22 protein-coding genes and 2 pseudogenes are annotated in these 23569 nt (G+C 70.5%); 17 read left to right on the plus strand and 7 right to left on the minus strand.

Features of this window, described 5'->3' with window-relative positions:
• Nucleotides 1-90: 90 nt before the first annotated feature.
• The 3 genes from QQG74_RS01695 to QQG74_RS01705 all read left to right on the plus strand — a co-directional run bounded on the left by QQG74_RS01695 (nucleotide 91) and on the right by QQG74_RS01705 (nucleotide 3046).
• Nucleotides 91-1026 (plus strand): ABC transporter substrate-binding protein, encoded by a 936-nt coding sequence (locus QQG74_RS01695; protein ID WP_341718541.1) that lies wholly within the window; start codon nucleotides 91-93, stop codon nucleotides 1024-1026.
• A 116-nt stretch (nucleotides 1027-1142) separates the two neighbouring features.
• The gene (locus tag QQG74_RS01700; protein ID WP_341718542.1) at nucleotides 1143-2237 is read left to right on the plus strand and encodes an iron ABC transporter permease; all 1095 of its coding nucleotides are present in this window, start codon (nucleotides 1143-1145) and stop codon (nucleotides 2235-2237) included.
• On the plus strand, nucleotides 2234-3046 hold the full coding sequence (locus QQG74_RS01705) for an ABC transporter ATP-binding protein (RefSeq protein WP_341718543.1): 813 nt from the start codon (nucleotides 2234-2236) through the stop codon (nucleotides 3044-3046). Before QQG74_RS01700 ends, QQG74_RS01705 begins: the two co-directional genes overlap by 4 nt.
• Nucleotides 3047-3129: 83 nt before the next feature.
• Here QQG74_RS01705 and QQG74_RS01710 read toward each other — a convergent pair whose 3' ends face one another.
• The 4 genes from QQG74_RS01710 to QQG74_RS01725 all read right to left on the minus strand — a co-directional run bounded on the left by QQG74_RS01710 (nucleotide 3130) and on the right by QQG74_RS01725 (nucleotide 7721).
• Nucleotides 3130-3897: a VOC family protein gene (locus QQG74_RS01710; RefSeq protein WP_341718544.1), complete on the minus strand. Its 768-nt coding sequence runs from the start codon at nucleotides 3895-3897 to the stop codon at nucleotides 3130-3132.
• Between the two features lie 97 nt (nucleotides 3898-3994).
• Nucleotides 3995-4732, minus strand: a complete 738-nt coding sequence (locus QQG74_RS01715) for an ABC transporter permease (protein WP_341718545.1) — start codon at nucleotides 4730-4732, stop codon at nucleotides 3995-3997.
• Between the two features lie 11 nt (nucleotides 4733-4743).
• Entirely contained in the window at nucleotides 4744-5634 is an 891-nt protein-coding gene (locus tag QQG74_RS01720) for an ABC transporter ATP-binding protein (protein ID WP_341718546.1), read from the minus strand.
• Nucleotides 5635-5693: 59 nt separating this feature from the next.
• Complete coding sequence (locus QQG74_RS01725) at nucleotides 5694-7721, minus strand: AAA family ATPase (protein WP_341721103.1); 2028 nt, start codon at nucleotides 7719-7721, stop codon at nucleotides 5694-5696.
• A 177-nt stretch (nucleotides 7722-7898) separates the two neighbouring features.
• Here QQG74_RS01725 and QQG74_RS01730 point away from each other — a divergent pair, with 177 nt between their 5' ends.
• The 3 genes and pseudogenes from QQG74_RS01730 to QQG74_RS01740 form a co-directional block, all read left to right on the plus strand.
• The gene (locus QQG74_RS01730; protein WP_341718547.1) at nucleotides 7899-8480 is read left to right on the plus strand and encodes a helix-turn-helix domain-containing protein; all 582 of its coding nucleotides are present in this window, start codon (nucleotides 7899-7901) and stop codon (nucleotides 8478-8480) included.
• Between the two features lie 41 nt (nucleotides 8481-8521).
• Nucleotides 8522-9901, plus strand: a complete 1380-nt coding sequence (locus QQG74_RS01735; protein WP_341718548.1) for an MFS transporter — start codon at nucleotides 8522-8524, stop codon at nucleotides 9899-9901.
• Nucleotides 9902-9934: 33 nt separating this feature from the next.
• A pseudogene (locus tag QQG74_RS01740) lies at nucleotides 9935-10732 on the plus strand (menaquinone biosynthesis protein); the annotation flags it as partial.
• Between the two features lie 297 nt (nucleotides 10733-11029).
• On the opposite strand, the gene QQG74_RS01745 reads toward QQG74_RS01740, so the two are convergent.
• Together QQG74_RS01745 and QQG74_RS01750 are read right to left on the minus strand one after the other, a co-directional pair.
• Nucleotides 11030-11971, minus strand: a complete 942-nt coding sequence (locus tag QQG74_RS01745) for a hypothetical protein (protein ID WP_341718549.1) — start codon at nucleotides 11969-11971, stop codon at nucleotides 11030-11032.
• Nucleotides 11971-12948 (minus strand): hypothetical protein, encoded by a 978-nt coding sequence (locus QQG74_RS01750; protein WP_341718550.1) that lies wholly within the window; start codon nucleotides 12946-12948, stop codon nucleotides 11971-11973. The genes QQG74_RS01745 and QQG74_RS01750 overlap by 1 nt, the downstream gene beginning before the upstream one ends.
• A gap of 361 nt (nucleotides 12949-13309) precedes the next feature.
• On the opposite strand from QQG74_RS01750, the gene paaA reads away from it, so the two are divergent.
• From paaA to QQG74_RS01785, 7 genes and pseudogenes are all read left to right on the plus strand, one after another.
• Nucleotides 13310-14365, plus strand: a complete 1056-nt coding sequence (gene paaA, locus QQG74_RS01755) for a 1,2-phenylacetyl-CoA epoxidase subunit PaaA (protein ID WP_341718551.1) — start codon at nucleotides 13310-13312, stop codon at nucleotides 14363-14365.
• Nucleotides 14362-14652, plus strand: a complete 291-nt coding sequence (gene paaB, locus QQG74_RS01760) for a 1,2-phenylacetyl-CoA epoxidase subunit PaaB (protein ID WP_341718552.1) — start codon at nucleotides 14362-14364, stop codon at nucleotides 14650-14652. The genes paaA and paaB overlap by 4 nt, the downstream gene beginning before the upstream one ends.
• Nucleotides 14653-14707: 55 nt before the next feature.
• Nucleotides 14708-15433 carry a 1,2-phenylacetyl-CoA epoxidase subunit PaaC gene (paaC, locus tag QQG74_RS01765; RefSeq protein WP_341718553.1) on the plus strand — a complete coding sequence of 242 codons (726 nt, stop codon included), beginning with the start codon at nucleotides 14708-14710 and terminating at the stop codon, nucleotides 15431-15433.
• A 52-nt stretch (nucleotides 15434-15485) separates the two neighbouring features.
• Nucleotides 15486-15956 (plus strand): 1,2-phenylacetyl-CoA epoxidase subunit PaaD, encoded by a 471-nt coding sequence (gene paaD, locus QQG74_RS01770; RefSeq protein WP_341718554.1) that lies wholly within the window; start codon nucleotides 15486-15488, stop codon nucleotides 15954-15956.
• A complete protein-coding gene (paaE, locus tag QQG74_RS01775) occupies nucleotides 15953-17068 on the plus strand; it encodes a 1,2-phenylacetyl-CoA epoxidase subunit PaaE (protein ID WP_341718555.1) in 1116 nt (371 codons plus the stop codon). Before paaD ends, paaE begins: the two co-directional genes overlap by 4 nt.
• 158 nt (nucleotides 17069-17226) lie before the next feature.
• A pseudogene (locus QQG74_RS01780) lies at nucleotides 17227-17541 on the plus strand (RNA-binding domain-containing protein); the annotation flags it as partial.
• Between the two features lie 9 nt (nucleotides 17542-17550).
• Nucleotides 17551-18906: an ATP-binding protein gene (locus QQG74_RS01785; protein WP_341721104.1), complete on the plus strand. Its 1356-nt coding sequence runs from the start codon at nucleotides 17551-17553 to the stop codon at nucleotides 18904-18906.
• Nucleotides 18907-18916: 10 nt separating this feature from the next.
• Here the strand turns inward: QQG74_RS01785 and QQG74_RS01790 are convergent, their stop codons facing one another.
• Nucleotides 18917-19297, minus strand: coding sequence for a hypothetical protein (locus QQG74_RS01790; RefSeq protein ID WP_341718556.1), 381 nt, complete (start codon nucleotides 19295-19297; stop codon nucleotides 18917-18919).
• Between the two features lie 126 nt (nucleotides 19298-19423).
• Here QQG74_RS01790 and QQG74_RS01795 point away from each other — a divergent pair, with 126 nt between their 5' ends.
• From QQG74_RS01795 to QQG74_RS01810, 4 genes are all read left to right on the plus strand, one after another.
• The gene (locus QQG74_RS01795) at nucleotides 19424-20272 is read left to right on the plus strand and encodes a helix-turn-helix transcriptional regulator (protein WP_341718557.1); all 849 of its coding nucleotides are present in this window, start codon (nucleotides 19424-19426) and stop codon (nucleotides 20270-20272) included.
• Nucleotides 20273-20279: 7 nt separating this feature from the next.
• The gene (locus tag QQG74_RS01800) at nucleotides 20280-20480 is read left to right on the plus strand and encodes a DUF397 domain-containing protein (RefSeq protein WP_341718558.1); all 201 of its coding nucleotides are present in this window, start codon (nucleotides 20280-20282) and stop codon (nucleotides 20478-20480) included.
• 321 nt (nucleotides 20481-20801) lie between these two features.
• Nucleotides 20802-21992, plus strand: coding sequence for a cyclic dehypoxanthinyl futalosine synthase (gene mqnC / locus QQG74_RS01805; protein ID WP_341718559.1), 1191 nt, complete (start codon nucleotides 20802-20804; stop codon nucleotides 21990-21992).
• A gap of 296 nt (nucleotides 21993-22288) precedes the next feature.
• Nucleotides 22289-23476 carry an LPXTG cell wall anchor domain-containing protein gene (locus tag QQG74_RS01810; protein WP_341718560.1) on the plus strand — a complete coding sequence of 396 codons (1188 nt, stop codon included), beginning with the start codon at nucleotides 22289-22291 and terminating at the stop codon, nucleotides 23474-23476.
• Nucleotides 23477-23569: the final 93 nt, after the last annotated feature.

Here is a 23569-nt window from a genome sequence, read left to right on the forward strand (position 1 = left end):
AACCGCGCTCTCGAGGAAGGGCGCCTCGCGGACGGGCGCCCAGGCTCCCTGTCGGCGAAGCACCGCACTCCTCGACCGACAGGAGGACCGATGTCCAGACGTACCCCCCGGATCTTCGCCGCCACCCTCGCGGTGGCCGCGCTCGCCCTCGGTGCCTGCGCCGAGCGGACCACCGAAACGCCTGCCGCCAGCGGCAGCCCGACCAGCGCCGCCTTCCCGGTCACCGTCGGGTCGCTGACCATGGAGCAGCGCCCCGAGAAGATCGTCTCGTTGGCGCCGACGGCCACCGAGATGCTCTTCGCGATCGGCGCCGGCCCGCAGGTCACCGCCGTCGACGATCAGTCCAACTTCCCGGCCGACGCGCCGCGCAGCGATCTCTCCGGATACCAGCCGAACGCCGAGGCGGTCGCCGCGAAGGATCCCGACCTGGTGGTGCTCAGCGACGACCGCAACAAGATCGTCGACCAGCTCGCCGCGCTGAAGATCCCGGTCTACGTGACCGCGGCGGCGCAGAACCTGGACGACACGTACCGGCAGCTCACCGAGCTGGGCATCCTCACCGGCAACGCCACCGAGGCGGCGGACGTCGTGCAGCGGATGAAGGACGACATCGCCAAGCTCGTGGCCGAGGTGCCGCAGCGGGTCCAGGCGCCCACCTACTTCCACGAGCTGGGCCCGGAGCTGTACACCGCGACAAGCAAGACCTTCGTCGGTTCGATCTACGCCCTGGCCGGGCTGGAGAACATCGCCGATGCGGCCGACCCCGGCGGCAAGAGCGGCGGTTACCCGCAGCTCTCCCAGGAAGTGATCGTGAAGGCCAACCCGGACTTCGTGTTCCTCTCCGATGTCAAGTGCTGCCAGCAGAGCGCCGCGACGGTCAAGGCGCGCAGCGGTTGGTCCGGCATCAACGCGGTCCGCAACGATCAGGTCGTCGAGCTCGACGACGACATCGCCTCCCGCTGGGGGCCGCGCGTGGTGGACCTGCTGCGGGCCATCGTGGACGCCACCAGCAAGGCAGCCGAGTGACAAACCGCGATCACCGTGCGCCGGATGCCAGCGGTCGTGTGCCGGATGCCAGCGGTCGTGTGCCGGATGCCAGCGGTCGTGTGCCGGATGCCAGCTGTTAACAAGGGGCCCTTTCTATGCACCAGGCGTTAAGAAGGGGCCCTTCCTTCCCGCCGGCCGGGACGGTGCGGCCGGCGGGGCTGCGGGTGAGGTGGCTCGCCGCGGGCGTGTTCGCCGTGCTCGTCGCGCTTGTCGCCGGCGTCTCGCTCGGCCCGGTCAGCCTGCCGCCGGGCAGCGTCGCGATCGAGCTGCTCAACCTGCTGCCCGGGGTACGTCTGGACAGCGGTTTGACCGAGCGGGAGATCGCCATCGTCAGCGAGTTGCGGCTGCCCCGGGTGGTGCTGGGTCTGCTGGTCGGTGGGCTGCTCGCCCTGGCCGGTGCCGCGTACCAGGGGGTGTTCCGCAACCCGCTGGCCGACCCGTACCTGCTCGGGGTGGCCGCCGGTGCCGGGCTGGCGGTCACCGTCGTACTGACCCTCGGGGTGGGGGCGGGCGGGGCGATGAGTGGCCTGCCGGTGACCGTTCCGCTTGCCGCCTTCGTCGGCTCCCTCGGCGCGGTGGTGATGACCTACCTGCTGGGGGCGGCCGGCGGGCGCAGCCGTTCCCCGGCCACGTTGATCCTGGCCGGGGTGGCCGTCTCCGCGTTCCTCTCCGCCGGGCAGACGTACCTGCTGCAACGGCACGCGGAGAGCATCCAGGCGGTGTACTCCTGGCTGCTCGGGCGGCTGGCCACCGCCGGTTGGCAGGACGTCCGGCTGGTCCTGCCGTACTTCCTGCTCACCGCCCTGGTCGTGCTGGCGTTCCGGCGCGAGCTGGACGTGCTCTCGGTCGGCGACGACGAGGCGGTCAGCCTGGGCCTGCATCCGCAGCGGTCGCGGTACCTGCTGATCGCCGCCGCCTCGCTGGGTACCGCCGCCGCAGTCTCGGCCTCCGGTCTGATCGGCTTCGTCGGCATCATCGTGCCGCACACCGTCCGACTGCTCGCCGGTTCGAGCTACCGGGTGATCCTCCCGCTGTCGCTGCTGTTCGGGGGGGCCTTTCTCGCCCTGACCGACGTGGTGGCCAGGACCGCCGCCGCCCCGCAGGAGATTCCCATCGGGGTGGTCACGGCACTGCTCGGCGGCCCGTTCTTCGTCCTGGTGCTGCGTACCGCCCGGCGGGTGCTGACATGACCCCGACCTCTCGCGCCGCCGCCGGCCCGCCGCCTGCGGTGCAGGTGCGTGACCTGCACGTGCGGCTGGACGGCGTACCGATTCTCACCGGTGTGGACCTGACCGTGGCGGCCGGCGAGTGGGTCACCGTGATCGGGCCCAACGGCGCCGGCAAGTCGACCCTGTTGCGCGCCGTCGGCGGGTTGCTGCCGGCGCCGGACGCCGTCCGACTCTTCGGTACGCCCCTGGGTGACCTGCGTCGCCGGGAGCGGGCCCGGGTGGTGGCGACGGTTGCCCAGTCCCCGGTGGTGCCGCCCGGCATGGCGGTGCTGGACTACGTGCTGCTCGGCCGGAACCCGTACATTCCGCCGCTCGGCCGGGAATCCGCCGCCGACCTGGCGGTGGTGGACGAGGTGCTGGACCGGCTGGACCTGAGCGCTTTCCGCACCCGCGAGTTGGCCACCCTCTCCGGCGGGGAACGGCAGCGGGTCTTCCTGGCGCGGGCGCTCGCGCAGGGCGCCACCCTGCTGCTGCTCGACGAGCCGACCAGCGCGTTGGACATCGGCCATCAACAGGAGGTCCTCGAACTGGTCGACCAGTTGCGCGGTGCGGATGGCCTGACCGTGCTGGCCACCATGCACGACCTCTCGATCGCCGGTGAGTACGCCGACCGCATGGTGCTGCTCGCCGAGGGTCGGGTGGCCGCCACCGGTACGCCGAGCGAGGTGCTCACCGAGGACCTTCTGTCCCACCACTACCGCGCCCACGTCAAGGTCATCTCCACCCCGCACGGCCCAGTCATCCTCCCCACCCGCCCACCCCGCCGCTAACCCCCGCGATCTTGCACTTTGTGTCGCGACAAAAGCCGTGATTCGTGGCATAAATCCGACTAAAAGTGCAAGATCGACGGGGCTCAGGAGGGGGCCAGGGCGATGGCGGAGAAGAGGGCGCCGTCCGGGTCGCGCAGCGCGGTGGTGCGGCCGGCGGGGATGTCGCGCGGCGGAACCAGGATGGTGCCGCCCAGCTCGGCGGCGCGGGCGGCGGTGGCGTCGACGTCGGCGACGGAGAAGTAGACGGTCCAGTAGGCAGGTGAGTCGGCCGGGAACTCCTCGCCCAGCGGCGGCATCATCCCGGCCACCATCCGGTCGCCGAGCCGCCATCCGGTGTAGGCGACCTGCCCCATCGGCTCCTCCTCGGGCTGCCACCCGAAGACCAGCTCGTAGAAGGCCCGCGCCCCCTGCGGATCGGGGGTGACCAGCTCGGTCCAGCTCATCGCTCCCGGTACGTCGAAGACCTCGGCACCGGTGAAGGTCATCGGCTGCCAGACGCTGAACGCGGCCCCGGCCGGGTCGGAGAAGACGGCCATCCGGCCCCGGTCGAAGACCTCGAACGGCGGCACCACCACCTGTCCGCCCGCCCGCGCCACCCGACCGGCGACCAGGTCGGCGTCGTCGGTGGCGATGTAGGTGGACCAGATCGGCACCTGCTCCGGAACGGCCGGCGGGCCGACTCCGGCGACGGCCCGGCCGGCCAACCGGAAAATGGTGTAGCCGCCCGCCTCCGGTTCGGGCTCCACCCGGGCGGTCCAGCCGAACAGCTCGGGGTAGAACCGCCGGGCCGCCTCCAGACCGGGCGTGGCCAGGTCGGCCCAGCAGGGTGTGCCCGACGGGACGCTCGCCACAGCCACCCCTTCCGACCCGCGGGCGGCCACCGGCCGGCCACCCCTTCCGGCATCGTGGCATCGTGGGCCGGCCGACCGTGGGGCAACCGGGCGATCGTCAGCTGAACCGGCGACCCTCGTCCCGGCGGTACGCCCAACCGGCGAGCATGGCCAGCAGCACCAGCCAGACACCGAGCATGACCAGCGACAACAGGTTCACCGAGTAATCACCGACCGCCGCCCACATCAGCTCCACCGCGCCCCGGGTGGGCAGGTACGGCGCGATCGCCTGGATGAAGCCGGGTGCCTGATCCGGCGCGGAGAGCAGCCCGCCGCCGAAGGCGAGTGGAAAGAAGATCAGCTGGGCCACCACGACGGCCGCCTTGCTCGGCAGCGCGTACCCGATGCTCAGTCCCATCAGCGTGAACGGCACCGAGATGATCCCCACGGTGGGCAGCGCCAGCAGGAACGCCGTCGGGGTGATCCGGGCCTCGGTAAGCGTCGCCGCGATGAGCACCACCGGGATCAGCGACAGATAGGTGATGACCAGGCCGGCCGCGATCCGGCCCAGGAAGCGCGGTGCCGACCCGACGGGCAGCGTACGGGTGAACGGATCCCAGGGCTGTGCCCGATCCTCGGCGACGCCGACGCCGTACTGGAAGATGTTGGAGCTCATCACCGAGAAGGTGACCATCGACGCGGTGGCGAAGGTCGCGCCCACCGGATCCTTGCCGGCGAACGGCACCACGAAGAAGAGCATCGCGGCGGCCGGGAAGAACGCGCTGCCGAAGATCGCAATGGGGATGCGGATCGTCTCCAGCAGTTGGTAGCGCGCGTGAGTCAGGGCGAGTGGCACGGTGCGTCTCCTCAGGCGGCTGTCGGCTCGGCGGCGACGTCGGCGGTGGTGATGGCGAGGAACGCCTCCTCCAGCGAGGTGGGTCGGACCTCCAGGTCGCGGAACTCGACCCCGCTGGCGACCAGGTCCCGGACCAGCTGGTCGGCGTCGGGGGTGAAGAGGTGGGTACGACCGTCGACCCGCTCGGTGCGGGCCACGCCCGGCAGCGGCGGCAGGTCGTCGATGGTCAGGCTGACCCGGCGTACGCCGACGACCGCCCGGATCGCGTCCACGCTGTCGTCGGCAAGCACCCGACCGTGGCCGATCACCACCACCCGCTGGGCCAGCGCCTCCACCTCCTCCAGGTAGTGGCTGCTCAGCAGCACCGTGCCGCCGTCGGCGTGGAACGTCCGGATCGCCTCCCACAGGGTGTGCCGGGCCGCCACGTCCAGGCCGGTGGTCGGCTCGTCGAGCACGACCAGCCGGGGCCGGCCGACGAAGGCGAGCGCCACCGCGAGCCGGCGCTTCTGCCCGCCGGAGAGCCCACCCGTCTGCCGCCGGACCAGCTCGGCGAGGCCGAACCGGTCGAGCAGTTCGCCGCGCGGGATCGGCTCGGGGTAGTGGGCGGAGACGAAGTCGACCACCTCGCCGACCCGCAGCGTGGCCGGTAGCCCGGTCTCCTGCGGGGTGACGCCGAGCTGGCGTCGGCTCGCCGGGTCACGCGGGTCGCCGCCGAAGAGTTCCACCCGACCGGACGTCGGGCGGCGCAGCCCGACCAGCAGGTTGATCAGGGTGCTCTTGCCGGCGCCGTTCGGCCCCAGCAGGCCGACCAGCTCGCCCGCGCGGACGTCGAGGTCGACCTGGTCCAGCGCGAGGGTACTGGCGTAGCGGCGGCTGACCCGGTCAGCTCGGGCGAGGGTCACGGACGGCTCCTTCCAGGTGCTCGGTTACCGGTCTACCTGGTGAGCGCAAGCGGGAGCGGTCACGACAGCGGCTCGGGCAGCGGCTCGGCGTGCAGCACCGACAGCCGGGACACGGCCCGGGTGAGGACCACGTACAGCCGGTGCAGCCCGCGCGGCTCGGCCGCCACGATAGCCGCCGGCTCGACGACGATGACCTGGTCGTACTCCAGACCCTTGACCAGAGTGGCCGGCAGCACGGCGACCCGCGTCGCGGGCTGTGGGTCGTCGGGGGTCGCGGTTTCGACGCCCGCCGCCGCCAGGGCCGCCCGCAGCCCGGCCACCGCGCCGTCCTCGGCGATCACCCCGATCGAACCCTCGTGCGCCAGCGCCGCCCGGACCTCGGCCACCGTCGCCGCCGCGAGATCGATGACGGTACGCAGATCGAGCGCGCCGTCGCGGCGCAGCGACTCGGCCGGCGGTACGTCCACGGCGAGCGCCGGCAGCAGCCGGTTGGCGAAGGCGAGCACGGCTGCGGGCACCCGGAAGCCGACCGTCAACGGCACCACGGCAGCGTCCGGCTTGCCCAGGTGGCGCAGGGTCTCCCGCCAGTCGGTGGCGGCCCACGCCGCGGTGCCCTGGGCCAGGTCACCGAGGAGCGTGAGCGAACCGTGTTCGCTGCGTCGGGCGATCACCCGGCACTGCATCGGCGAGAGATCCTGGGCCTCGTCCACCACCACGTGCCCGTAACCGGTGGGGCGTTCGAGCAGCCCGGACGCCTCGTCGATCAGGACGGCGTCGGCGGCGGTCCAGCGGGTCGCCTTCGGCGTGCGCCCCAGCCTGGCGCCGGTGAGCAGGTCCTGTTCCGCCGGGGAGAGCAGGCCGTCGGCGGCTGCGGCGAGCCGGGCGGGGTCGGTGAGCAGCGCGTGCACCAGGCCGTCCGGGCTCAGTGCCGGCCAGACGGCGTCCAGGAAGGTGGTGACCTGCTTCGACCGGCCCATCCGGCGCAGCCAGGCGTCGCTCGGTGACTCCGCCCGCCGCGCCTCGGCCTGCCGTTGCAGCAGACCTACCACCCGGGCCCGGACCCGTTCCCGGCCGACCGCGTACGGCAGCTGCTCGGCGCGGGTCTGCTGCACCAGCCGGTGCAGCGGCTCCAACCCGATCCGCCAGCGGAACGAGCCGTCGGAGACGGTGATCGCCTCGGTCGGCTCGCCGACGTACCCGTCGACCGCCCGCCGCAGCACCTCGGCCATCCGGGCGTCGTGCTTGAGCGCGGCCACCGGCGGTGGGTCCACCCCGCGTACCGGCACCCGGTCGACCAGGTCCTCGACGGTGGCCTGCGCGACCTCCACCTCGCCGAGGGCGGGCAGCACCGCCGCGATGTACGCCAGGAAGGCCCGGTTCGGGCCGACGACCAGCACCTTCGACCGGCGTAGCCGTTCCCGGTGCAGATAGAGCAGGTACGCGGCACGGTGCAGCCCCACCGCGGTCTTCCCGGTGCCGGGCGCGCCCTGTACGCAGATCGAGGCGGCCAGGTCGGCGCGGACCAACTCGTCCTGCTCGGGCTGGATGGTCGCGACGATGTCCCGCATCGGCCCGACCCGGGGCCGCTCGATCTCGGCGGTGAGGATCCGGCTGGCCGTGCCGAGTTCCTCGCCCCGGTCCAGTCGCTCGTCCTCGAAGCTGGTGAGCATCCCGTCGCTGAAGCCGAACCGGCGGCGTACCGCGAGGCCCTGCGGGTCGCGGGCGCTGGCCCGGTAGAACGACCGGGAGACCGGCGCCCGCCAGTCCAGCACCAGCGGTTCGCCCTGCTCGTCGGTGACGTGCCGGCGACCGACGTGGTACCGCCGGCCGGCGTGGTCGGCGTCCGCCTCGCCGAAGTCGAGCCGGCCGAAGAAGAGCGGGGTACGCGGATCGTCGGCCAGTTCGGCCACCCGCCGGGCGAGGTGTCGGCCGAGCTGCTCCGCGGTGTACGCGTCTCCGGCGACCTTGTCACCGGTGACGAAGAGCGCTTCGGCGCGTTCCCGCATCCGGCGTAACGCGGTGCGGGAGATGTCCAGGTGTGCGCGTTCGGCCTTGAGGTCGGCGTCGAGGTCTGGTGCGGGCACGATCGATTCCTCACGGAGCTTCCGGTTGCTCGCTCGCGTGTCCGGGGCGGATGGCCGGCACCCGGCGCGGGGACGTCCGCTGCGGTGCGTGCTCACCGCGGCCGTCAAGCGAACGGAAATCCTACTCGGCGTGGTAGCGCCGGCAACCGCATTCTCGTCGCGGTCGGGGATCATGACGGAATGACGGAGGCCCATTCCGAGCTGCCCCGGGTGACGATAAGCGACCCGCAGACGCTGCGGGCGCTCGCCCACCCGGCCCGGCTCGCGATCATGGAACATCTCGCGACGACCGAGGGCGCGGTGACCGCCACCGAGTGTGCCGAGGTGGCGGGGCTGTCCCCGAGCGCGACCAGCTACCACCTGCGGGCACTGGCCCGGTTCGGGCTGGTGGAGGCGGCACCGAGCCGGGGAGACGCCCGGGAACGGTTGTGGCGTAGCACTGTGCAGTCCTGGACGATCGACGCCGGCCGGGCTGCCGACCCGTCGACGCGCGAGGCCGAGCAGAGCCTCGTCGAGGTCTTTCTGGCCCGGGAGTTGGAGCGCGGTCGCGACTGGTTGCGACGGGCACCCGACGAGCCGGAGGAGTGGTATCGCAACGCGATGCTCAGCGAGTCGTTGCTGCTGCTCACGGCCGAGGAGTTGGCCGAGGTGAACCGCGCGGTGCATGAGGTGCTGCGGCCGTACCGCAAGCGGGGCCGGACCGATCCGCCGTCCGGGGCCCGCCGAGTGGCGATCCAGTACAAGGCGCTGCCGCTGGATTGAGGGGCTTGCCTGAGCCAGATGTGAAGCATTACTTTCGAAGTATGTCTTTCACGTCTGGTGGGTCCCGCTGGCCGGACGTCGGCCTCGCCACCGCCGCCCGGGGCATCGCCACCGGCGGCGACTTCCTCGCCGCCACCACGCTGACGCTTACCCTCCAGTCGTCCGGTGCCGGTGGCACGGCCGTGGCCGGGGTGCTGCTGGCCGCCACCCTCCCGCTGGTGCTGCTCGCCCCGTTGACCGGGCGGCTGGCCGACCGGGTGGACAGCCGGACCCTGCTGATCGGCGCCGGGCTGGCCCAGTCGGTGATCTGCCTCAATCTGGCGTACGCCCGGCACCCGCTGTTGATCGTCTCCCTGGTCGCGCTGCTCGCCACCGGTCTGGCGGTCACCCAGCCGGTGCTCTCCGCGCTGATCCCCGCGATGGTTCGCCAAGCCGACCTGCCTCGGGCGACCGCGCTCAACCAGACCGCCGGCATGCTTGGCGTACTCGCCGGTCCGGCCCTGGCCGGCTTCCTGGTGGGGTGGTTCGGCAGCCGGGTGCCGCTGTTGGTGGGCGCGGCGAGCTACCTCGCGCTCGTGGTCGCCGGGCTGCTCATCCGCACCCGTCGCGGCGGCACCCGGTCTGCGCCGTCTTCGGTGCTTGCGGGCACCGCATCGCCGGCCAGCGCTGGGGCGAGCGCGGCGAACTGGCGCCTACGCCGCGATCCGCTGCTGGTGGCGATGGTGGCCACCCTGGCCGGAGTGATCGCGGCGGTCGGGGCGATCAACGTGATCGAGGTCTTCTACATCCGGGAGACCCTCGGCGCCTCCGCCGTGGTCTACGGCCTGGTGAGCGGGTCCTGGACGCTGGGCATGCTCTGCGGTGCCTGGATCTTCGCTCGGCTGGCCCGGCGGTTCACCGACGACGCCGCGCTGATCCAGGGCGGTCTGCTCCTGCTGGGCGGTTGCTGCCTGATGGTGCTGGCCTCGGTGACGGTGCCGGTGGCGTTGCTGTTGGTGCCGATCTGGCTGCTCGGCGGCGTGTGCAACGGCGGCGACAACGTCCTGCACAACATGGTGGTGGCCCGGCGGGTGCCGGAGGCCGTACGCGGGCGGGCCTTCGCCGCGATCGGTGCGGCCGTGCAGGGCGCGGCGATGGTCGGCTATCTCATCGGCGGGCTGTTGCTGGAGGTGAGCGAGCCCCGGCCGCTGATCGTCGGCTGCGGGGTGGCCGGCTTGCTGGTGCTGCTCGGCTTCGTCCGACCGGTCCGGCGAGCGATCCGGGCCGAGCGGTCCCGCGTCGCCGCGATGTCCCTGCCCGAGCGGCCGGCAGGTGCCGGACCGACGGGTGCGGGACCGACGGGTGTGGGGCCGACGGGTGCGGGACCGACGGGTGTGGGGCCGGCGGGTGCGGGGTTTGCCACTTCCGCGCCGTCCCACTGAGCAGGTAAGCGATGGCGGGGATACGGTCGGGGCATGGTCGAGCGCGTCGCCCGCCCCCGGGTCGGGCACATCCAGTTCCTCAACTGCCTGCCGATCTACTGGGGGCTGATGCGCTCCGGCGCGCTTATCGACGTCGACCTGCACAAGGACTCGCCGGACCGGCTGAACGCCGCGCTTGTCGCCGGTGACCTGGACATCGGTCCGATCTCCCTGGTCGAGTATCTGCGCCACGCCGACGAGCTGCTGCTCCTGCCCGACCTGGCGGTGGGCAGCGACGGCCCGGTGCTCTCGGTCAACCTGGTAAGCACCCGACCGCCAGCCGAGCTCGACGGTGCCCGGGTGGCCCTCGGCTCCACCTCACGGACCGGAGTGCTCCTCGCCCAGCTGTTGCTCCGCGAGCGGTACGGCGTACGCCCGGACTACTTCCGCTGCCCGCCGGATCTGACCCAGATGTTGCTGGAGGCGGACGCCGGGGTGCTCATCGGCGACGTGGCCCTGCGCGCCCTCTACGAGGCGCCCCGCCGAGGGCTCGCCGTGACCGACCTGGGGCAGGCCTGGCGGGAGTGGACCGGACTGCCGATGGTCTTCGCCGTCTGGGCGGTCCGCCGCGACTTCGCCGCCGCCCATCCCGGCCTGGTCAAGGAGGTGCACGAGGCGTTCCTGCGCTCGCGTGACCTGTGCCTGGCCGAACTCGACCAGGTCGCCGAGTCGGCGGCCCGCTGGGAATCCTTCGACGCGGCCACCCTGGCCTCGTACTTCCGGGCGCTGGACTTCTCCCTCGGCGACCGGCAGATCGCCGGCCTCCGCGAGTTCGCCAGCCGAACCGCCGCCCTGGGCGAAACCCCCACCCTCCCCACCCCCGGCCCCACCCTCTTCCCCACTGACCCCACCCCCGTCCCCGCCCCCGCCCCGCCCCTGCCCGCCCCTGCCCCGCCCCGCCCCGCCGCGTCGATCTTGCACTTTTGGTCGTTAAAAGCGGCTTATGCCGGAAATGCGGCGACGAAAAGTGCAAGATCGACGCGGCGGGGGCGACGCGGCGGTGGGCGACGCGGCGGGGGCGGCGCGGCGGGGGCGGCGCGGCGGGGGCGGCGCGGCGGGGGTGGGGTGTAGCGGGGGTGGGGGTGTGGGTTAGGGGGTGGTCAGGAGGGCCTCGGTGATGGTTTGGCAGTTCTTCATGCCGTACTCGTAGCCCTTGTTGATGGGGTAGCGGAGCATCACGCCCATCGTCCAGGTGTCGCCGATGGCGAGGCAGTTGACGTGGATCTCCTGCTCGCGGGTGCGGTCGACCCAACCGTTCTTGATCGCGATCTTCTTGGCCTCGGCGGCCGGGAACGCCTTGCGGATGCCGAAGTCACCGGCTCCGCGTACCAGGCGCATCTCGTTGAGCAGCCACTTGGTCCACTTGGGCCCGGCGGCGGTGCCGTCGGCGATGCACTTGCCGAGCCGGGCGGTGTCCCGAGGCGACAGCTCGGTACGGCTCCAGCCGAGATCACTGGAAACCTTGCTGTCGGTCAGGTCGCAGGTGGACAGCAGCCGCTTGATCGAGGCGGACCGGCCGATCTCGGTGTAGAGCCGCTCGGTGCGCTCGTTGTCGCTGTCCCGAATGATCCGGGTGAGGTCGTCGAGCTTGGCATCGCTCGGGGTCTGGCCGGCGTCGGCGGTACGGCGCAGGTAGTCCGCCACGATCCAGGACTTGATCAGCGATGCGGTGGTGCTCGTCTCGTCCATGTTGTCCGAGCCGATGATCTCACCCGAGCGCCGGTCCAGCACGCTCCAGCCGTACCAGCCGTCGATGTCCAGGTCGAGCTGTGTCGCCTCGAACGGCAGCGGCTCGGGCTCGGGCGACGGGCTCGGTGACGGCGTGGGGCGGGTGCTGCGGTCGGTGAGGGTGCCGTTCCGGTCGCTCGGCGACTCGCCCCGCCCCCACTGAGCGGCGGCGGTGGACTCGAACGGCGAACCGGGCAGCAGGCGCAACGAGACCAGAACCAGTCCGATCAGTACGGCGGCGATGGCGATGAGACGTAACGGGGAGGTCTCGCCCTTGCGGCCACCCCGGCGGCGGGCGGCCATCAGAGCTTCCCGATCGGCTGCTGGGGCACCTTGAGGGCGGCGCCCGGCTGCGGCGTCACGAGCTGGGCCGCGACACTGGCGCAGACGTCGGATCCGTAATCGAGCCCGCTGCTCTGCGGGTAACGCAGCATCACCGCGAGACTCCACTTCTCGGTCACGGCAAGACAGTTGACGTGCCAGTTGCCGTCGTAGTTGAGGGGCGTCCAACCGTTCTTGATGCTGACCGGCCCCTGGCTGATGATCGATTCGGGCAGGCCGTCGATGATGCCCCACTTGCCACCGCCGGAGCGGGGCTTCTGGTCCTTGGCCGCGGTGCTGCCGCGTACCTTGCTCATCTCGGTGAGCAGCCACTCGGTCCATTTCGGGCCGGCGGCCCGGCCGTCGGCGATGCAGTCGCCGAGCCGTACGGCGTCGCGCGGGGACATCCGGGTGAAGCTCCACCAGCCCTCGTAGCCGGGGACGTTGCCCCGCTTGGTGTCGGTGAGCTTGCAGATGCTGATTGCCCGCTTGATCACCGGTCCGGGCTGGCCGCCGGCCGGTACCGCGTACGAGCCGCCGGCGTGGCGGTAGACAAGGTTCGCCGCGTCGTCGTCGCTGTCCCGGATGGCCAGGCTGGCGGCCTTCTTGACGGCCGCCGGTGGCTGCTCGTCGCCGAGTTGCCGTAGGTAGTCGGCGACGATCCAGGCCTTGAGCATCGATTCGGTGGAACTGGTGGCGGCCAGGTTCTTGGAGCCGGAGATCTCGCCCGACTCGCGGTCCATCAACGCCCACGAGAAGTACTCGCCCTTGAAGTTCACCGACACCTTGCCGGCCGCGAGGGTCGGTGGCGGCGGAGGTTCCGGGGTGGGCGCCGCGACGCTCTCCTGTCCGGGTTTCGCCTCGCCGCTGGAGAGCCGGGCGTACGCCGCCGGCACCAGCATGGCGCCGCCGAGCAGCACCGTCGTGACGGCGAACACCATGATCACGCGAGATCGCATGAGCGGGTGAGCTCCAGATGTCAGGCCGGGGGGACCGGCTGTTGCCAGGAGTGACCGGTGCGGATTGCTTCGGGGCCGGGGGAAGCGGCCTGTTTCACCAGCAATCGTTCCTAGCCGATCGGTGTGACGTGGGAAGTCTACGTGCGGATTGGTGATTCGCCATGATTCGACACCGGGCAACTCGCCGTGAAGACGGGATAACCAGCCGCTATGCGACCGTTGCGAGGATTTGCCCGCTGCTGGTGACCTAAGTCATAGCCCGGTGAGGTTACTGCCGGCACTGAGCTGGTGACGATCGGCTGTTTCGCATTTCTATGACACTCCTCTGGCCAATTTCAATCCCAGCTGTAACACTGAGGGCATGTATGGCAATGATTTCCCGGGCGAGGGCGGGCCCGGTGGTCTGCTCGGTGAGGTCGAGGCCGCCGAGGCGGCGCTGCGCAGCGCCGCGGAGCGGGAGCGCGGTGTGGCCGGTCCGGGTGCGGACCTGGCCGCCTACTTCACGGAGATCATCGCCGCCGACCAGAAGATCGAGCCGCGTGACTGGATGCCGGAGCCGTATCGCCGCACGCTGATCCGGCAGATCGCCCAGCATGCCCACTCGGAGATCATCGGCATGCAGCCGGAGGGGAACTGGATCAGCCGCGCCCCATCGCTCAAGCGCAAGGCGATCCTGCTGGCGAAGGTGCAGGACGAGGCGGGCCACGGGCTCTACCTCTACGCCGCTGCCGAGACCCTGGGCATCAGCCGCGACGAACTGGTCGAGCTGCTGCTGGACGGTCGGCAGAAGTACAGCTCGATCTTCAACTACCCCACTCTCACCTGGGCCGACGTCGGCGCCATCGGGTGGCTGGTGGACGGCGCGGCGATCGTCAACCAGGTGCCGCTCTGCCGCTGCTCCTACGGCCCGTACGCCCGCGCCATGATCCGGGTCTGCAAGGAGGAGTCGTTCCACCAACGGCAGGGCTACGAGATCCTGCACACCCTGGCCCACGGCACCCCCGCGCAGCGGGCGATGGCGCAGGACGCGGTGGACCGCTGGTGGTATCCCTCGCTTGCCATGTTCGGCCCGCCGGACGGCGACTCCACCCACTCCGCCCGGTCGATGGCCTGGAAGATCAAGCGCTTCTCCAACGACGAACTGCGCCAGCGTTTCGTGGACATGTGCGTCGGGCAGGCCGAGGTGCTCGGGCTGACCCTCCCCGACCCGGAGCTGCGCTGGAACGCCGAGCGGGGCGCGTACGACTTCACCCAGCCCGACTACGACGAGCTGATGCGGGTCATCTCCGGTGACGGGCCGTGCAACCGCCAACGGATGGCGCACCGCCGTCGCGCCCACACCGAGGGCGCCTGGGTACGCGAGGCCGCCGCGGCGTACGCGGCGAAGCAGGCAAGCAGGGAGAAGGTCGCGGCATGAGCAGTAGGGAATCCGCTCCGCTCTGGGAGGTCTTCGTCCGGGCCCGGCGCGGGCTGGCGCACAGCCACGTCGGCAGCCTGCACGCCCCCGACGCCGAGCTGGCCCTGCGTAACGCCCGGGACCTCTACACCCGCCGTCAGGAAGGGGTGTCGATCTGGGTGGTGCCGGCGAGCGCGATCACCGCCTCCAGCCCGGACGAGAAGGACGCCTTCTTCGACCCGGCAGCTGACAAGGTCTACCGCCACCCCACCTTCTACGAGGTGCCAGAAGGGGCGGCCCACCTGTGAGCGCGAGGAGTGAGCCGGGTTTGCGAGCCCCGCAGTCGCGAACGGAGATGGTCCGGTGAACGGCCCCTTCGCCTTCACCCTCGGTCTCGGCGACGACGCGCTGATCGCGGCGCAGCGGCTGGCCGAGTGGACCACCCGTGCGCCGGAGATGGAGGAGGACATCGCGCTTGCCAACATCGCCCTGGACCAGCTCGGCGCGGCGCGGCTGCTGCTGTCGTACGCGGGCGAGCTGGAGGGTGCCGGCCGGGACGAGGACGCGCTGGCCTTCCTCCGGGACGATCGCGAGTTCCGCAACTGCCTCCTGGTCGAGCTGCCCAACGGCGACTTCGCGGTGACCATGGCGAAGCTGCTCGTCTTGGCGGCGTACCAGCTTCCGCTCTACACCGCGCTGGCCGGCTGCGCGGACGAACGGTTGGCCGCGATCGGTGGCAAGGCGCGCAAGGAGTCCGCGTACCACCTCGACCACGCCGCACTCTGGGTGAAGCGGCTGGGTGACGGGACCGAGGAGTCGCACCGGCGGATGCAGGCCGGCATCGACCAGATCTGGCCGTACGCCCACGAGCTGTTCGCCGCCCAGCCGGAGGCACCGGTCGACCCGGCCACCCTCCGGGCCGAATTCGACGCGACCGTCTCGGCGGTGCTCGCCGAGGCGACGCTTACCCTGCCGGAGTCGGGCTGGGCGCCGGCCGGCGGACGCGACGGGCTGCACACCGAACACCTGTCGTACCTGCTCGCGGAGATGCAGGTGCTGCACCGCGCCCACCCCGGGGCCCGCTGGTGAGCACGCGGAACGCGCTCGCGAGCCCTGCAGTCGCGCACCGAAGGCGACTCCGGTGACCAGCGCCCGCGACGCCGTGGCGGCGGTGGTGGATCCGGAGATCCGGGTGGTCACCATCGCCGACCTCGGCATCCTGCGCAGCGTCGAGGAGGATCCGGGCACCGGCCGGGTGGTGGTGACCATCACGCCCACCTACACCGGTTGCCCGGCGATGGACGTCATCCGCGCCGACATCCGGCGCGCGGTCACCACGGCCGGGCATCCGGACGTCGAGGTACGCACGGTGCACAGCCCGGCCTGGAGCACCGACTGGATCACCGACGCCGGGCGGGCCAAGCTGGCCGCCGCCGGCATCGCCCCGCCGGTCCGGCGCGCCGGAGTCGTACCGTTGACCCTGGCCGTCCGTTGCCCGCGATGCGGCTCGCCGGAGACTGAGCAGCTGAGCCGATTCGGCTCCACCGCCTGCAAGGCTCTCTGGCGCTGCCGCGCCTGCTCCGAACCCTTCGACCATGTGAAGGCGCTGTGACTGTCACCATCACCCGCCCGGTCCGTCGCCGGCCGGTGTTCCATCCGTTGCCGGTCACCGCCGTGGACCGGCTCACCGCCGACGCCGTCGCGATCACCTTCGCGGTGCCCGAGGAGCTGCGCGAGACCTTCGCGTTCCGCGCCGGCCAGCACCTGACGGTGCGCCTGCCCAGCGCGGAGGGTACGGACGGCGGGGACGTGCGCCGGTCGTACTCGATCTGCTCCACCCCGCAGGAGTTGGCGCGGCACGGCCGGTTGCGGATCGGGGTGCGGGAGATCCCCGGCGGGGCCTTCTCCAGCTACGCGTGCGGGGCACTGCGCAGCGGCGACAGCGTCGAGGTGCTGCCGCCGTTGGGGCACTTCACCACGGCGTACGCGCCGGACCGGGTCCGCCGCTACGGCGCGGTAGTCGCCGGCTCCGGCATCACCCCGGTGCTGTCGCTTGTCGCCACCGCCCTGGCCGTCGAGCCGGCCAGCACCTTCACCCTGGTGTACGGCAACCGCACGGCGGGCAGCGTGATGTTCGCCGAGGAACTTGCCGACCTGAAGGACCGCTACCCGACCCGACTGCACCTGGTGCACGTGCTCTCCCGGGAACAGGGCGAGTCGCCCCTGCTCTCCGGACGGATCGACGCCGAGCGGCTGGCCCGGCTGCTGGACACCATCGTGCCCGGCGAGGCGATCGAGGAGTGGTTCCTCTGCGGCCCGTACGGGCTGGTGCTGGCGGCGCGCGAGGTGCTTTCCGCGCGGGGCGTGGCGGAGTCGGCGGTGCACACCGAGTTGTTCCACGTCGACGCGCCACCGGAGCCGGTCCACCGTCCGGACTCCTCGGCCGGCGGCACGGACGTGACGATCATGCTCGACGGCCGTTCGTCGAGCTTCACCATGCGCCGCGACGAGCGGGTGCTGGACGCGGCGCTGAAGGTCCGCAGCGAGTTGCCGTACGCCTGCAAGGGCGGGGTCTGCTCGACCTGCCGGGCCAAGGTGGTCGCCGGTGAGGTGACGATGGCCCGCAACTACGCCCTGGAGCCGGACGAGGTGGCCGCCGGCTACGTGCTGACCTGCCAGTCCAGCCCACTCACCGACACCCTCACCGTCGACTACGACGCCTGACGCCCACGTACAGTTTTTCCAGAGTTTTGCGTTACCCTTCACGGGAGGGGTGAGAAAAACTGATCGGAAACTGAGATGACCAGGCACGAGCACGAGGATGCGTTGACTCGCATCCTCGCCGGGGCGACGGCCGCAGCCTTGGAACCAGAACCCTCGATTTCAAGCGTCAGGGGCGGTCTCGCGATGACACGCTCCGCGATCTGGCCGCAGCGGCAGCGTGTTTCGCAAACGGGGTTGGCGGAACCCTGGTGGTCGGGGTGTCCGACAACGTCTCTGGTGCCGAAGCCCTCGCCGGCACCGACCTGGACCCGATTCGTGTCGTGCAGCGGATCTATGAACTGACCCAACCGGCGTTGACGGTGTCCAGCGACGCGATCGAATTCGCTGGTGCGCGACTGCTTCTTATCACCGTGCCCCGGAGTCCCGACATTCATCAGGTCGATCAACGAGCCACGCATCGGGTAGGCACCTCATGCCTTCCAATGAGCGCAGCACAGATCGCATCCGCACTGGCCGACCGCCGGAACGATGACTGGTCTGCCGAGGACACCGACCTGGTCCGCGCGGAGGTGTCCCCGATCGCTCTGGACATCGCCCGGACGCTACTGCGGCGCAGCCCCGACCCGACTCGGCGGCGGTACGCAACGGAGAGCGACAGCGATCTACTCAGGATCTTGGGCGTGGTGAACGACGCCGGCCGGCTCAAGCGAGCCGGGTCATTGCTCTTCGCCGAGCGGCATGGTGGGCCCGGAACCGGCCCAGATCATGTGGTCTATCAGTTCCGCAAAACCCCGGCGGGTGAGCCGACCGTGGTGCAGCGCATCGACGGGCCGCTCCTGCCGGCGCTGGTGCGGGTCCTCGAGCTCATTGACGCGAGGGTGGACAAGACCCCGGTCAACCTTCCAGGCGGACAGCAGGTGCAACTGGCCGACCTGCCTGAGGCTGCCGTACGGGAAGCGGTAGTTAACGCACTGGTGCATCGTGACTATCGGCTGGGCGGCCCGGTGCGGATCGAGCACGCGCCGACCCGTCTGGTGGTGGCATCTCCCGGGCCGTTGGTCTTCGGGGTGACCGTGGAGAACATCCTGACCACGACATCAAGACCGCGAAATCCGCTCCTTGCTAGCGCGGTACGGATGTTGGGGCTTGCCGAAGAAGCGGGTGTAGGCGTGGACCGGATGTATCGGGAGATGGTCCGGGTGGGCCATCAGCCACCTCGTTATCTGGAAGAGGCGGACCGGGTGACCGTCACGCTGTTGGGTGGAGCGCCGAACCGCCACCTCGCGCGCTACGTCGCGGCCTTGCCGGAGGCCGAGCAGGACGATGCGGACACTCTGCTGATCCTCTATCACCTGCTGACCCATCGAGTTCTCTCCGCCGTAGACGCGGCTCCCCTGCTGCAGAAGGACATTGTCGAGACGCAGGAGGTTTTGCTTCGGCTGGGTACCGAACCCGTGGCGATGCTTGAGCCCACTCGGGAGACCGTGCGCCGTAGACACCCCAACTACCGGCTTCGCAGTGCTGCATTAAGCGCACTAGGTCCGGCGGTTCGCTACCACCGTGGGCATCGGGACGACGCCGAGCGCAAGGTTATCGAGCTGCTCCAGGCCGCCGGGCAGGTAAATGCCCGGATGGTACGCGTTGCTCTCGACCTGGACGCCCAAGCCACATCGCGCCTGCTCGGTGGCCTGGTTGACGAAGGCGTGTTGGTGCGGATCTCTGAGTCCCGCCGTGGTCCCTCGGTCACTTACGGGCCCGGGCCGAAGCTGTCGACCAGAGGCGGCCGCCGTCGGCGGTCAAAGACAGGCACGACGAGCGAGGAGGAACCGCTGTTCTGACGGACGGCGGTCAGCTGCCGTACCTGACGCGGGCGGTCCAGTAGGTCAGGTCGGAACGATGCTCGACAAGCGTCACCCGCTCGCCGCAGGCTTCCTCGATCACCTTGACCGCGTCGTCCAGGTGGGCCGGGTAGTGATCCCAGTCGCGGTCGCGGAACAGGTGCAGCCCAGCCTCGCCCCGATCGTCGCCGAACGCCTCCGCTGCCTCCGGTGACACCAGCACCACCGTGTATCGGGCTGCCTCGACCTCCGCCTCCGAAGGTTGCGGCTCCTCCACCTCATACCGCCGCCGGAAGTGTTCGATGACCGACGGGATCGGCCCCGGCGAGTCTGCCGAATCGTACGGCTGAAGCCAGGTTGGCTGGAACGGCTTTCGGATCTGCGGCTCCACGGAACCTCCCGTCAACGGCTGTTAGCAACATTGCTGCCGATGGTTGCGCCTCAGTGAGATCAAGTCAATACTGAGCGCGACGAATCGGTGTGTCTGAGTGACGGCCGGTGGATATTGGAGGTGACGATGTCCAGGGCGAACCAGCCGACCGTGGTGGGCCGTGGTCTCGGCGGCGAGCTGCGGGAGTTGCGGCAGGCCCGCAAGCTGCCCCAACGCCAGGTGGCGATCCGGCTCGGTTGGCAGCCGTCGAAGCTGTCCCGGATGGAGGCCGGCATTCAGGGCATCCCGGCCGCCGACGTCGCCTCCCTGCTGGTGATCTACGGCGTCACGGGCGACGAGCGCAAGCGGCTGCTCGGCATGGCCGAGCGCTCCGCCGAGTCGGGCTGGTGGGAGATGATCGGTGGGCTCTCCGACGAGTCCCGGACGCTGATCCGGCTGGAGGCCGACGCCACCGCCATCGTGAACTGGGAACCGCTGCTGGTGCCGGGCCTGTTGCAGATCCCCGACTACACCCACGCACTGATGAGTGGTGGCGGGGTGCCGGAGGCCGAGGCGCAGTCCCGGGTGGCCGCTCGGCTCGGCCGGCAGGCGATCCTGAGCCGGCCCAGCCCGCCGGCCCTGCACGCGCTGATCGACGAGACGGTGTTGCGCCGGGCGCTCGGCGGCCCGGCGGTGATGGCCCGCCAACTGCGGCACCTGGTCGACGCCGCCGAGCGGCCGAACGTCACGCTGCAAGTGGTGCCATTGACTGTCGGCGCGCACACCGGGCTGGACGGCTCGTTCGCGCTGCTCGACTTTCCCCGCAACCGATCCGTGGTCTACCTCGACCACAAATTGACCGGGCTCTTCCTCGAAGAGGCGCCGCAGGTGGCCCACTTCCGGGGCGAGGCGGATAGGCTTGCCGGCGTGGCGCTGAGCCCCGCCGAATCGGTGCGGCTCGTTGCACAGATCGCAACGGAGCACGAACGGGAGTGAGCCGTCAATGATCATCCCTGACCTGACCCGCGCGACCTGGCGCAAGTCCAGCCGCAGCGGCACCAACGCCAACTGCGTCGAGGTGGCCAAGCTTCCCCGGGCTGTCGCCGTACGCGATTCCAAGGACGCCGCCGGCCCGGTGCTGGCTTTCGAACGCCAAGCCTGGTCGTCTTTCGTGATCGCCCTCGGGCGGCCACCCCGGGTGTGACCGTGTCTCCCGGGATCGGTTCCTCACCCCCCAGGCCCTCCACCCATCCCTCTCCACTGCCCCTTTGCTCTGCTTCAATCCACGCAATGGTTTGCCGTCGAACCCATTGCGTGGATTGAAGCAGAGCATTAGGGGGCCACAACCCGGTAGCGGACCTGCTTTGGTCTGGGTCGGTGTGGTGCCAGGCGGCGCGGAGAAAGACAGGTTGTCGCCAAGCTGTCTTTCTCCGGCTCTCTCAGGTGGCAGCCAAGTTAGGGGAGTGGATCACAGCTCAGCGTGCTCCTGGCGGCCCAAGGGGTGGCCCGGCGTACGCTCGGGGGCGTGATGGTGAGCCGGGAGATCGAGGACATCCTGCAGCGCGGCGCGGACGGCGGGCGGATCACGCCCGAGGAGGCGCTGCTGCTCTACACCGAGGCGCCCTTCCACGCCCTCGGCGAGGCGGCTGACGCGGTACGGCGTCGCCGTTACCCGGACAACATCGTCACGTACCTGATCGACCGCAACATCAACTACACGAACGTCTGCGTGACGGCGTGCAAGTTCTGCGCCTTCTACCGCGCACCGAAGCACAAGGAGGGGTGGACCCACCCCACCGAGGAGATTCTGCGCCGCTGCGGCGAGGCGGTCGAGCTGGGCGCCACCCAGGTGATGCTCCAGGGCGGCCACCACCCGGACTACGGTGTGGAGTACTACGAGGAGCTGTTCTCCTCGGTCAAGCAGGCGTACCCGCAGTTGGCCATCCACTCGATCGGGCCGAGCGAGATCCTGCACATGGCCAAGGTGTCCGGGGTGAGCCTGGACGAGGCCATTGCCCGGATCAAGGCCGCCGGGCTGGACTCGATCGCCGGTGCCGGCGCGGAGATGCTGCCGGAGCGCCCGCGCAAGGCGATCGCGCCGCTGAAGGAGTCGGGCGAGCGCTGGCTGGAGGTCATGGAGCTGGCGCACCGGCAGGGCATCGAGTCGACCGCGACGATGATGATGGGCACCGGTGAGACCGCCGCCGAGCGGATCGAGCACCTGCGGATGATCCGTGACGTGCAGGACCGCACCCGCGGCTTCCGGGCCTTCATCCCGTGGACGTACCAGCCGGAGAACAACCACCTCAAGGGTCGGACCCAGGCGACCACGCTGGAATACCTGCGCCTGGTGGCGGTGGCCCGGCTCTTCTTCGAGACGGTGCCGCACCTGCAAGCGTCCTGGCTGACCACTGGCAAGGATGTCGGCCAACTCGCGCTGCACCTGGGGGTCGACGACCTCGGCTCGATCATGCTGGAGGAGAACGTGATCTCCTCGGCCGGCGCGCGGCACCGGTCGAACCTGCACGAGCTGATCGGGATGATCCGCTCCGCCGACCGGATCCCCGCCCAGCGGGACACCCTCTACCACCGGTTGGCCGTGCATCACACGCCCGAGGACGACCCGACCGACGACCGGGTGGTCTCGCACTTCTCCTCGATCGCGCTACCCGGCGGTGGGGCGGCCCGGTCGCTGCCACTGGTCGAGGCGAACTGACCCGCCGCGGCTGATCACTTACCGTCATCACTGATCCGACACCGCGTCAGCGGTGCGGCTCCGGCTGCGATCAGCCGAACGGCCAGCCGAATCATCCATCCGGTTCGAAGCGTTGGGCCGCCTCGCCGCCCGCTGCGGGCGGGACAGGGCAACAAGACCCATCAATCCGGACAATCTTAAGTAGCCCTTAGCTGAGCAGCTTGTAACGGTTGTGAACCGGGGTAGCGAGAGTGATCGTGGAGCGCTAACGTCCCCGCCCGTACGTTTCCATCCACTCCACGGGGGAGACCATCTCCATGACCTTCCGTACCCGCCGCGCCGTGAGTATGGCTGCTGCCGCGCTGCTCGCCTCGGGCGCCTTCACCGCCCTCGGCGCGCCGGCCCACGCCGCCGGCACCGAGACCGACCTTGCGGTCACCGCTGCCGGCACCCGGGTCGCCGCCGGTGTCGAGGGCAAGGTCGGCTGGGCCAAGATCGCCAATCAGGGCGAGGGCACGCCGGGCAAGGTGCTTTTCAAGGTCGACACGTCAAAGGTGGACGCCACCAAGCTCGTGCTGGAGGCGTACACCGGCGAGGGTGACCTGTGCCGCCCGACGGGCGACCCCAAGCCCGGGCTGTTCACCTGCGAGCTCACCGCGATCCCCGGGCCGGGCGAGACCACCGAGGTGCCGCTTGTCCTGTTCAAGGCCACCGAGCAGGTCACCGGGCCGTACAGCGCCCCGGTGACGATCAGCATCGAGTCTGCGGACGACACCGACGACAGCAACAACAGCGTCGACGTCGACGTCGAGCTGACCGCGGAGAGCGGCGTCGACCTGGGCGTGATCGTGCCGGACGTGAAGACCCGCATCGACCTCGACACCTTCGAGGAAGAGGGCCCGCTGCGCCCCGGTGACTTCGGCATCCTCTGGAGCGAGGTCATCAACCAGGGCGACCGGATCGCCAAGGGCGTCAAGCTCACCTACCAGCTGCCGAAGGGGGCCACCTTCCTCCCGATCGACGGCTGCGACCTGAGCGCCAACCAGCGCACCCTGGTCTGTGAGGACAAGAGCTTCCCGTTCGAGCCGAACACCATCCTGTTCCTCCCGCTGGCGATCGAGGTGAGCGAGAAGGTCGAGGCGCCGGTCACGCTCAAGGACGGCTCGCTGGCGGCCACCGCCTTCGGTGAGCTGCCGGCCGAGGCTCGGGTCAGCAAGCAGAAGAAGGCCAAGCCGGCCTTTGCAAAGGCCGAGGTGCGCAGCGCCGAGGAGTCGGAGTTCGCCGACCTCGACCCGTCGGACAACTCCGACGACTTCGCCGTGGTCGTCGCCGCCTCCGAGGGCGGCGGCGGTGGCGGCGGTGGCCTGCCGGTCACCGGTGTGCAGGCGGGTCTGATCGGTGCGGTCGGCGCGGGCGTGGTGCTCGCCGGCGCGGCGATGTTCCTGGTCGCCCGCCGCCGTCGGGTGGTCATGGTGACCCCGGGCGACGAGAAGACGACCGACTGAGGTTCGTCCTCTATCGGCTCGCGAGAGCCGTTCACATAACGCAGGGCAGTGCGGGCGGGATGGGTGACCATCCCGCCCGCACTGTGTCGTGGG

This window comes from Micromonospora sp. FIMYZ51 (assembly GCF_038246755.1).
Taxonomy (GTDB): Bacteria; Actinomycetota; Actinomycetes; order Mycobacteriales; family Micromonosporaceae; genus Micromonospora.

Coding starts and splice junctions, on each gene's coding strand:
- QQG74_RS01735 (WP_341718548.1), top strand. CDS start 8,522: ATGTCTTTCACGTCTGGTGGGTCCCGCTGGCCGGACGTCGGCCTCGCC.
- QQG74_RS01700 (WP_341718542.1), top strand. CDS start 1,143: ATGCACCAGGCGTTAAGAAGGGGCCCTTCCTTCCCGCCGGCCGGGACG.
- QQG74_RS01750 (WP_341718550.1), bottom strand. CDS start 12,948: ATGCGATCTCGCGTGATCATGGTGTTCGCCGTCACGACGGTGCTGCTC.
- paaB (WP_341718552.1), top strand. CDS start 14,362: ATGAGCAGTAGGGAATCCGCTCCGCTCTGGGAGGTCTTCGTCCGGGCC.
- QQG74_RS01785 (WP_341721104.1), top strand. CDS start 17,551: ATGAGCGCAGCACAGATCGCATCCGCACTGGCCGACCGCCGGAACGAT.
- QQG74_RS01730 (WP_341718547.1), top strand. CDS start 7,899: ATGACGGAGGCCCATTCCGAGCTGCCCCGGGTGACGATAAGCGACCCG.
- QQG74_RS01810 (WP_341718560.1), top strand. CDS start 22,289: ATGACCTTCCGTACCCGCCGCGCCGTGAGTATGGCTGCTGCCGCGCTG.
- QQG74_RS01795 (WP_341718557.1), top strand. CDS start 19,424: ATGTCCAGGGCGAACCAGCCGACCGTGGTGGGCCGTGGTCTCGGCGGC.
- QQG74_RS01800 (WP_341718558.1), top strand. CDS start 20,280: ATGATCATCCCTGACCTGACCCGCGCGACCTGGCGCAAGTCCAGCCGC.
- QQG74_RS01705 (WP_341718543.1), top strand. CDS start 2,234: ATGACCCCGACCTCTCGCGCCGCCGCCGGCCCGCCGCCTGCGGTGCAG.
- paaA (WP_341718551.1), top strand. CDS start 13,310: ATGTATGGCAATGATTTCCCGGGCGAGGGCGGGCCCGGTGGTCTGCTC.
- QQG74_RS01695 (WP_341718541.1), top strand. CDS start 91: ATGTCCAGACGTACCCCCCGGATCTTCGCCGCCACCCTCGCGGTGGCC.
- QQG74_RS01745 (WP_341718549.1), bottom strand. CDS start 11,971: ATGGCCGCCCGCCGCCGGGGTGGCCGCAAGGGCGAGACCTCCCCGTTA.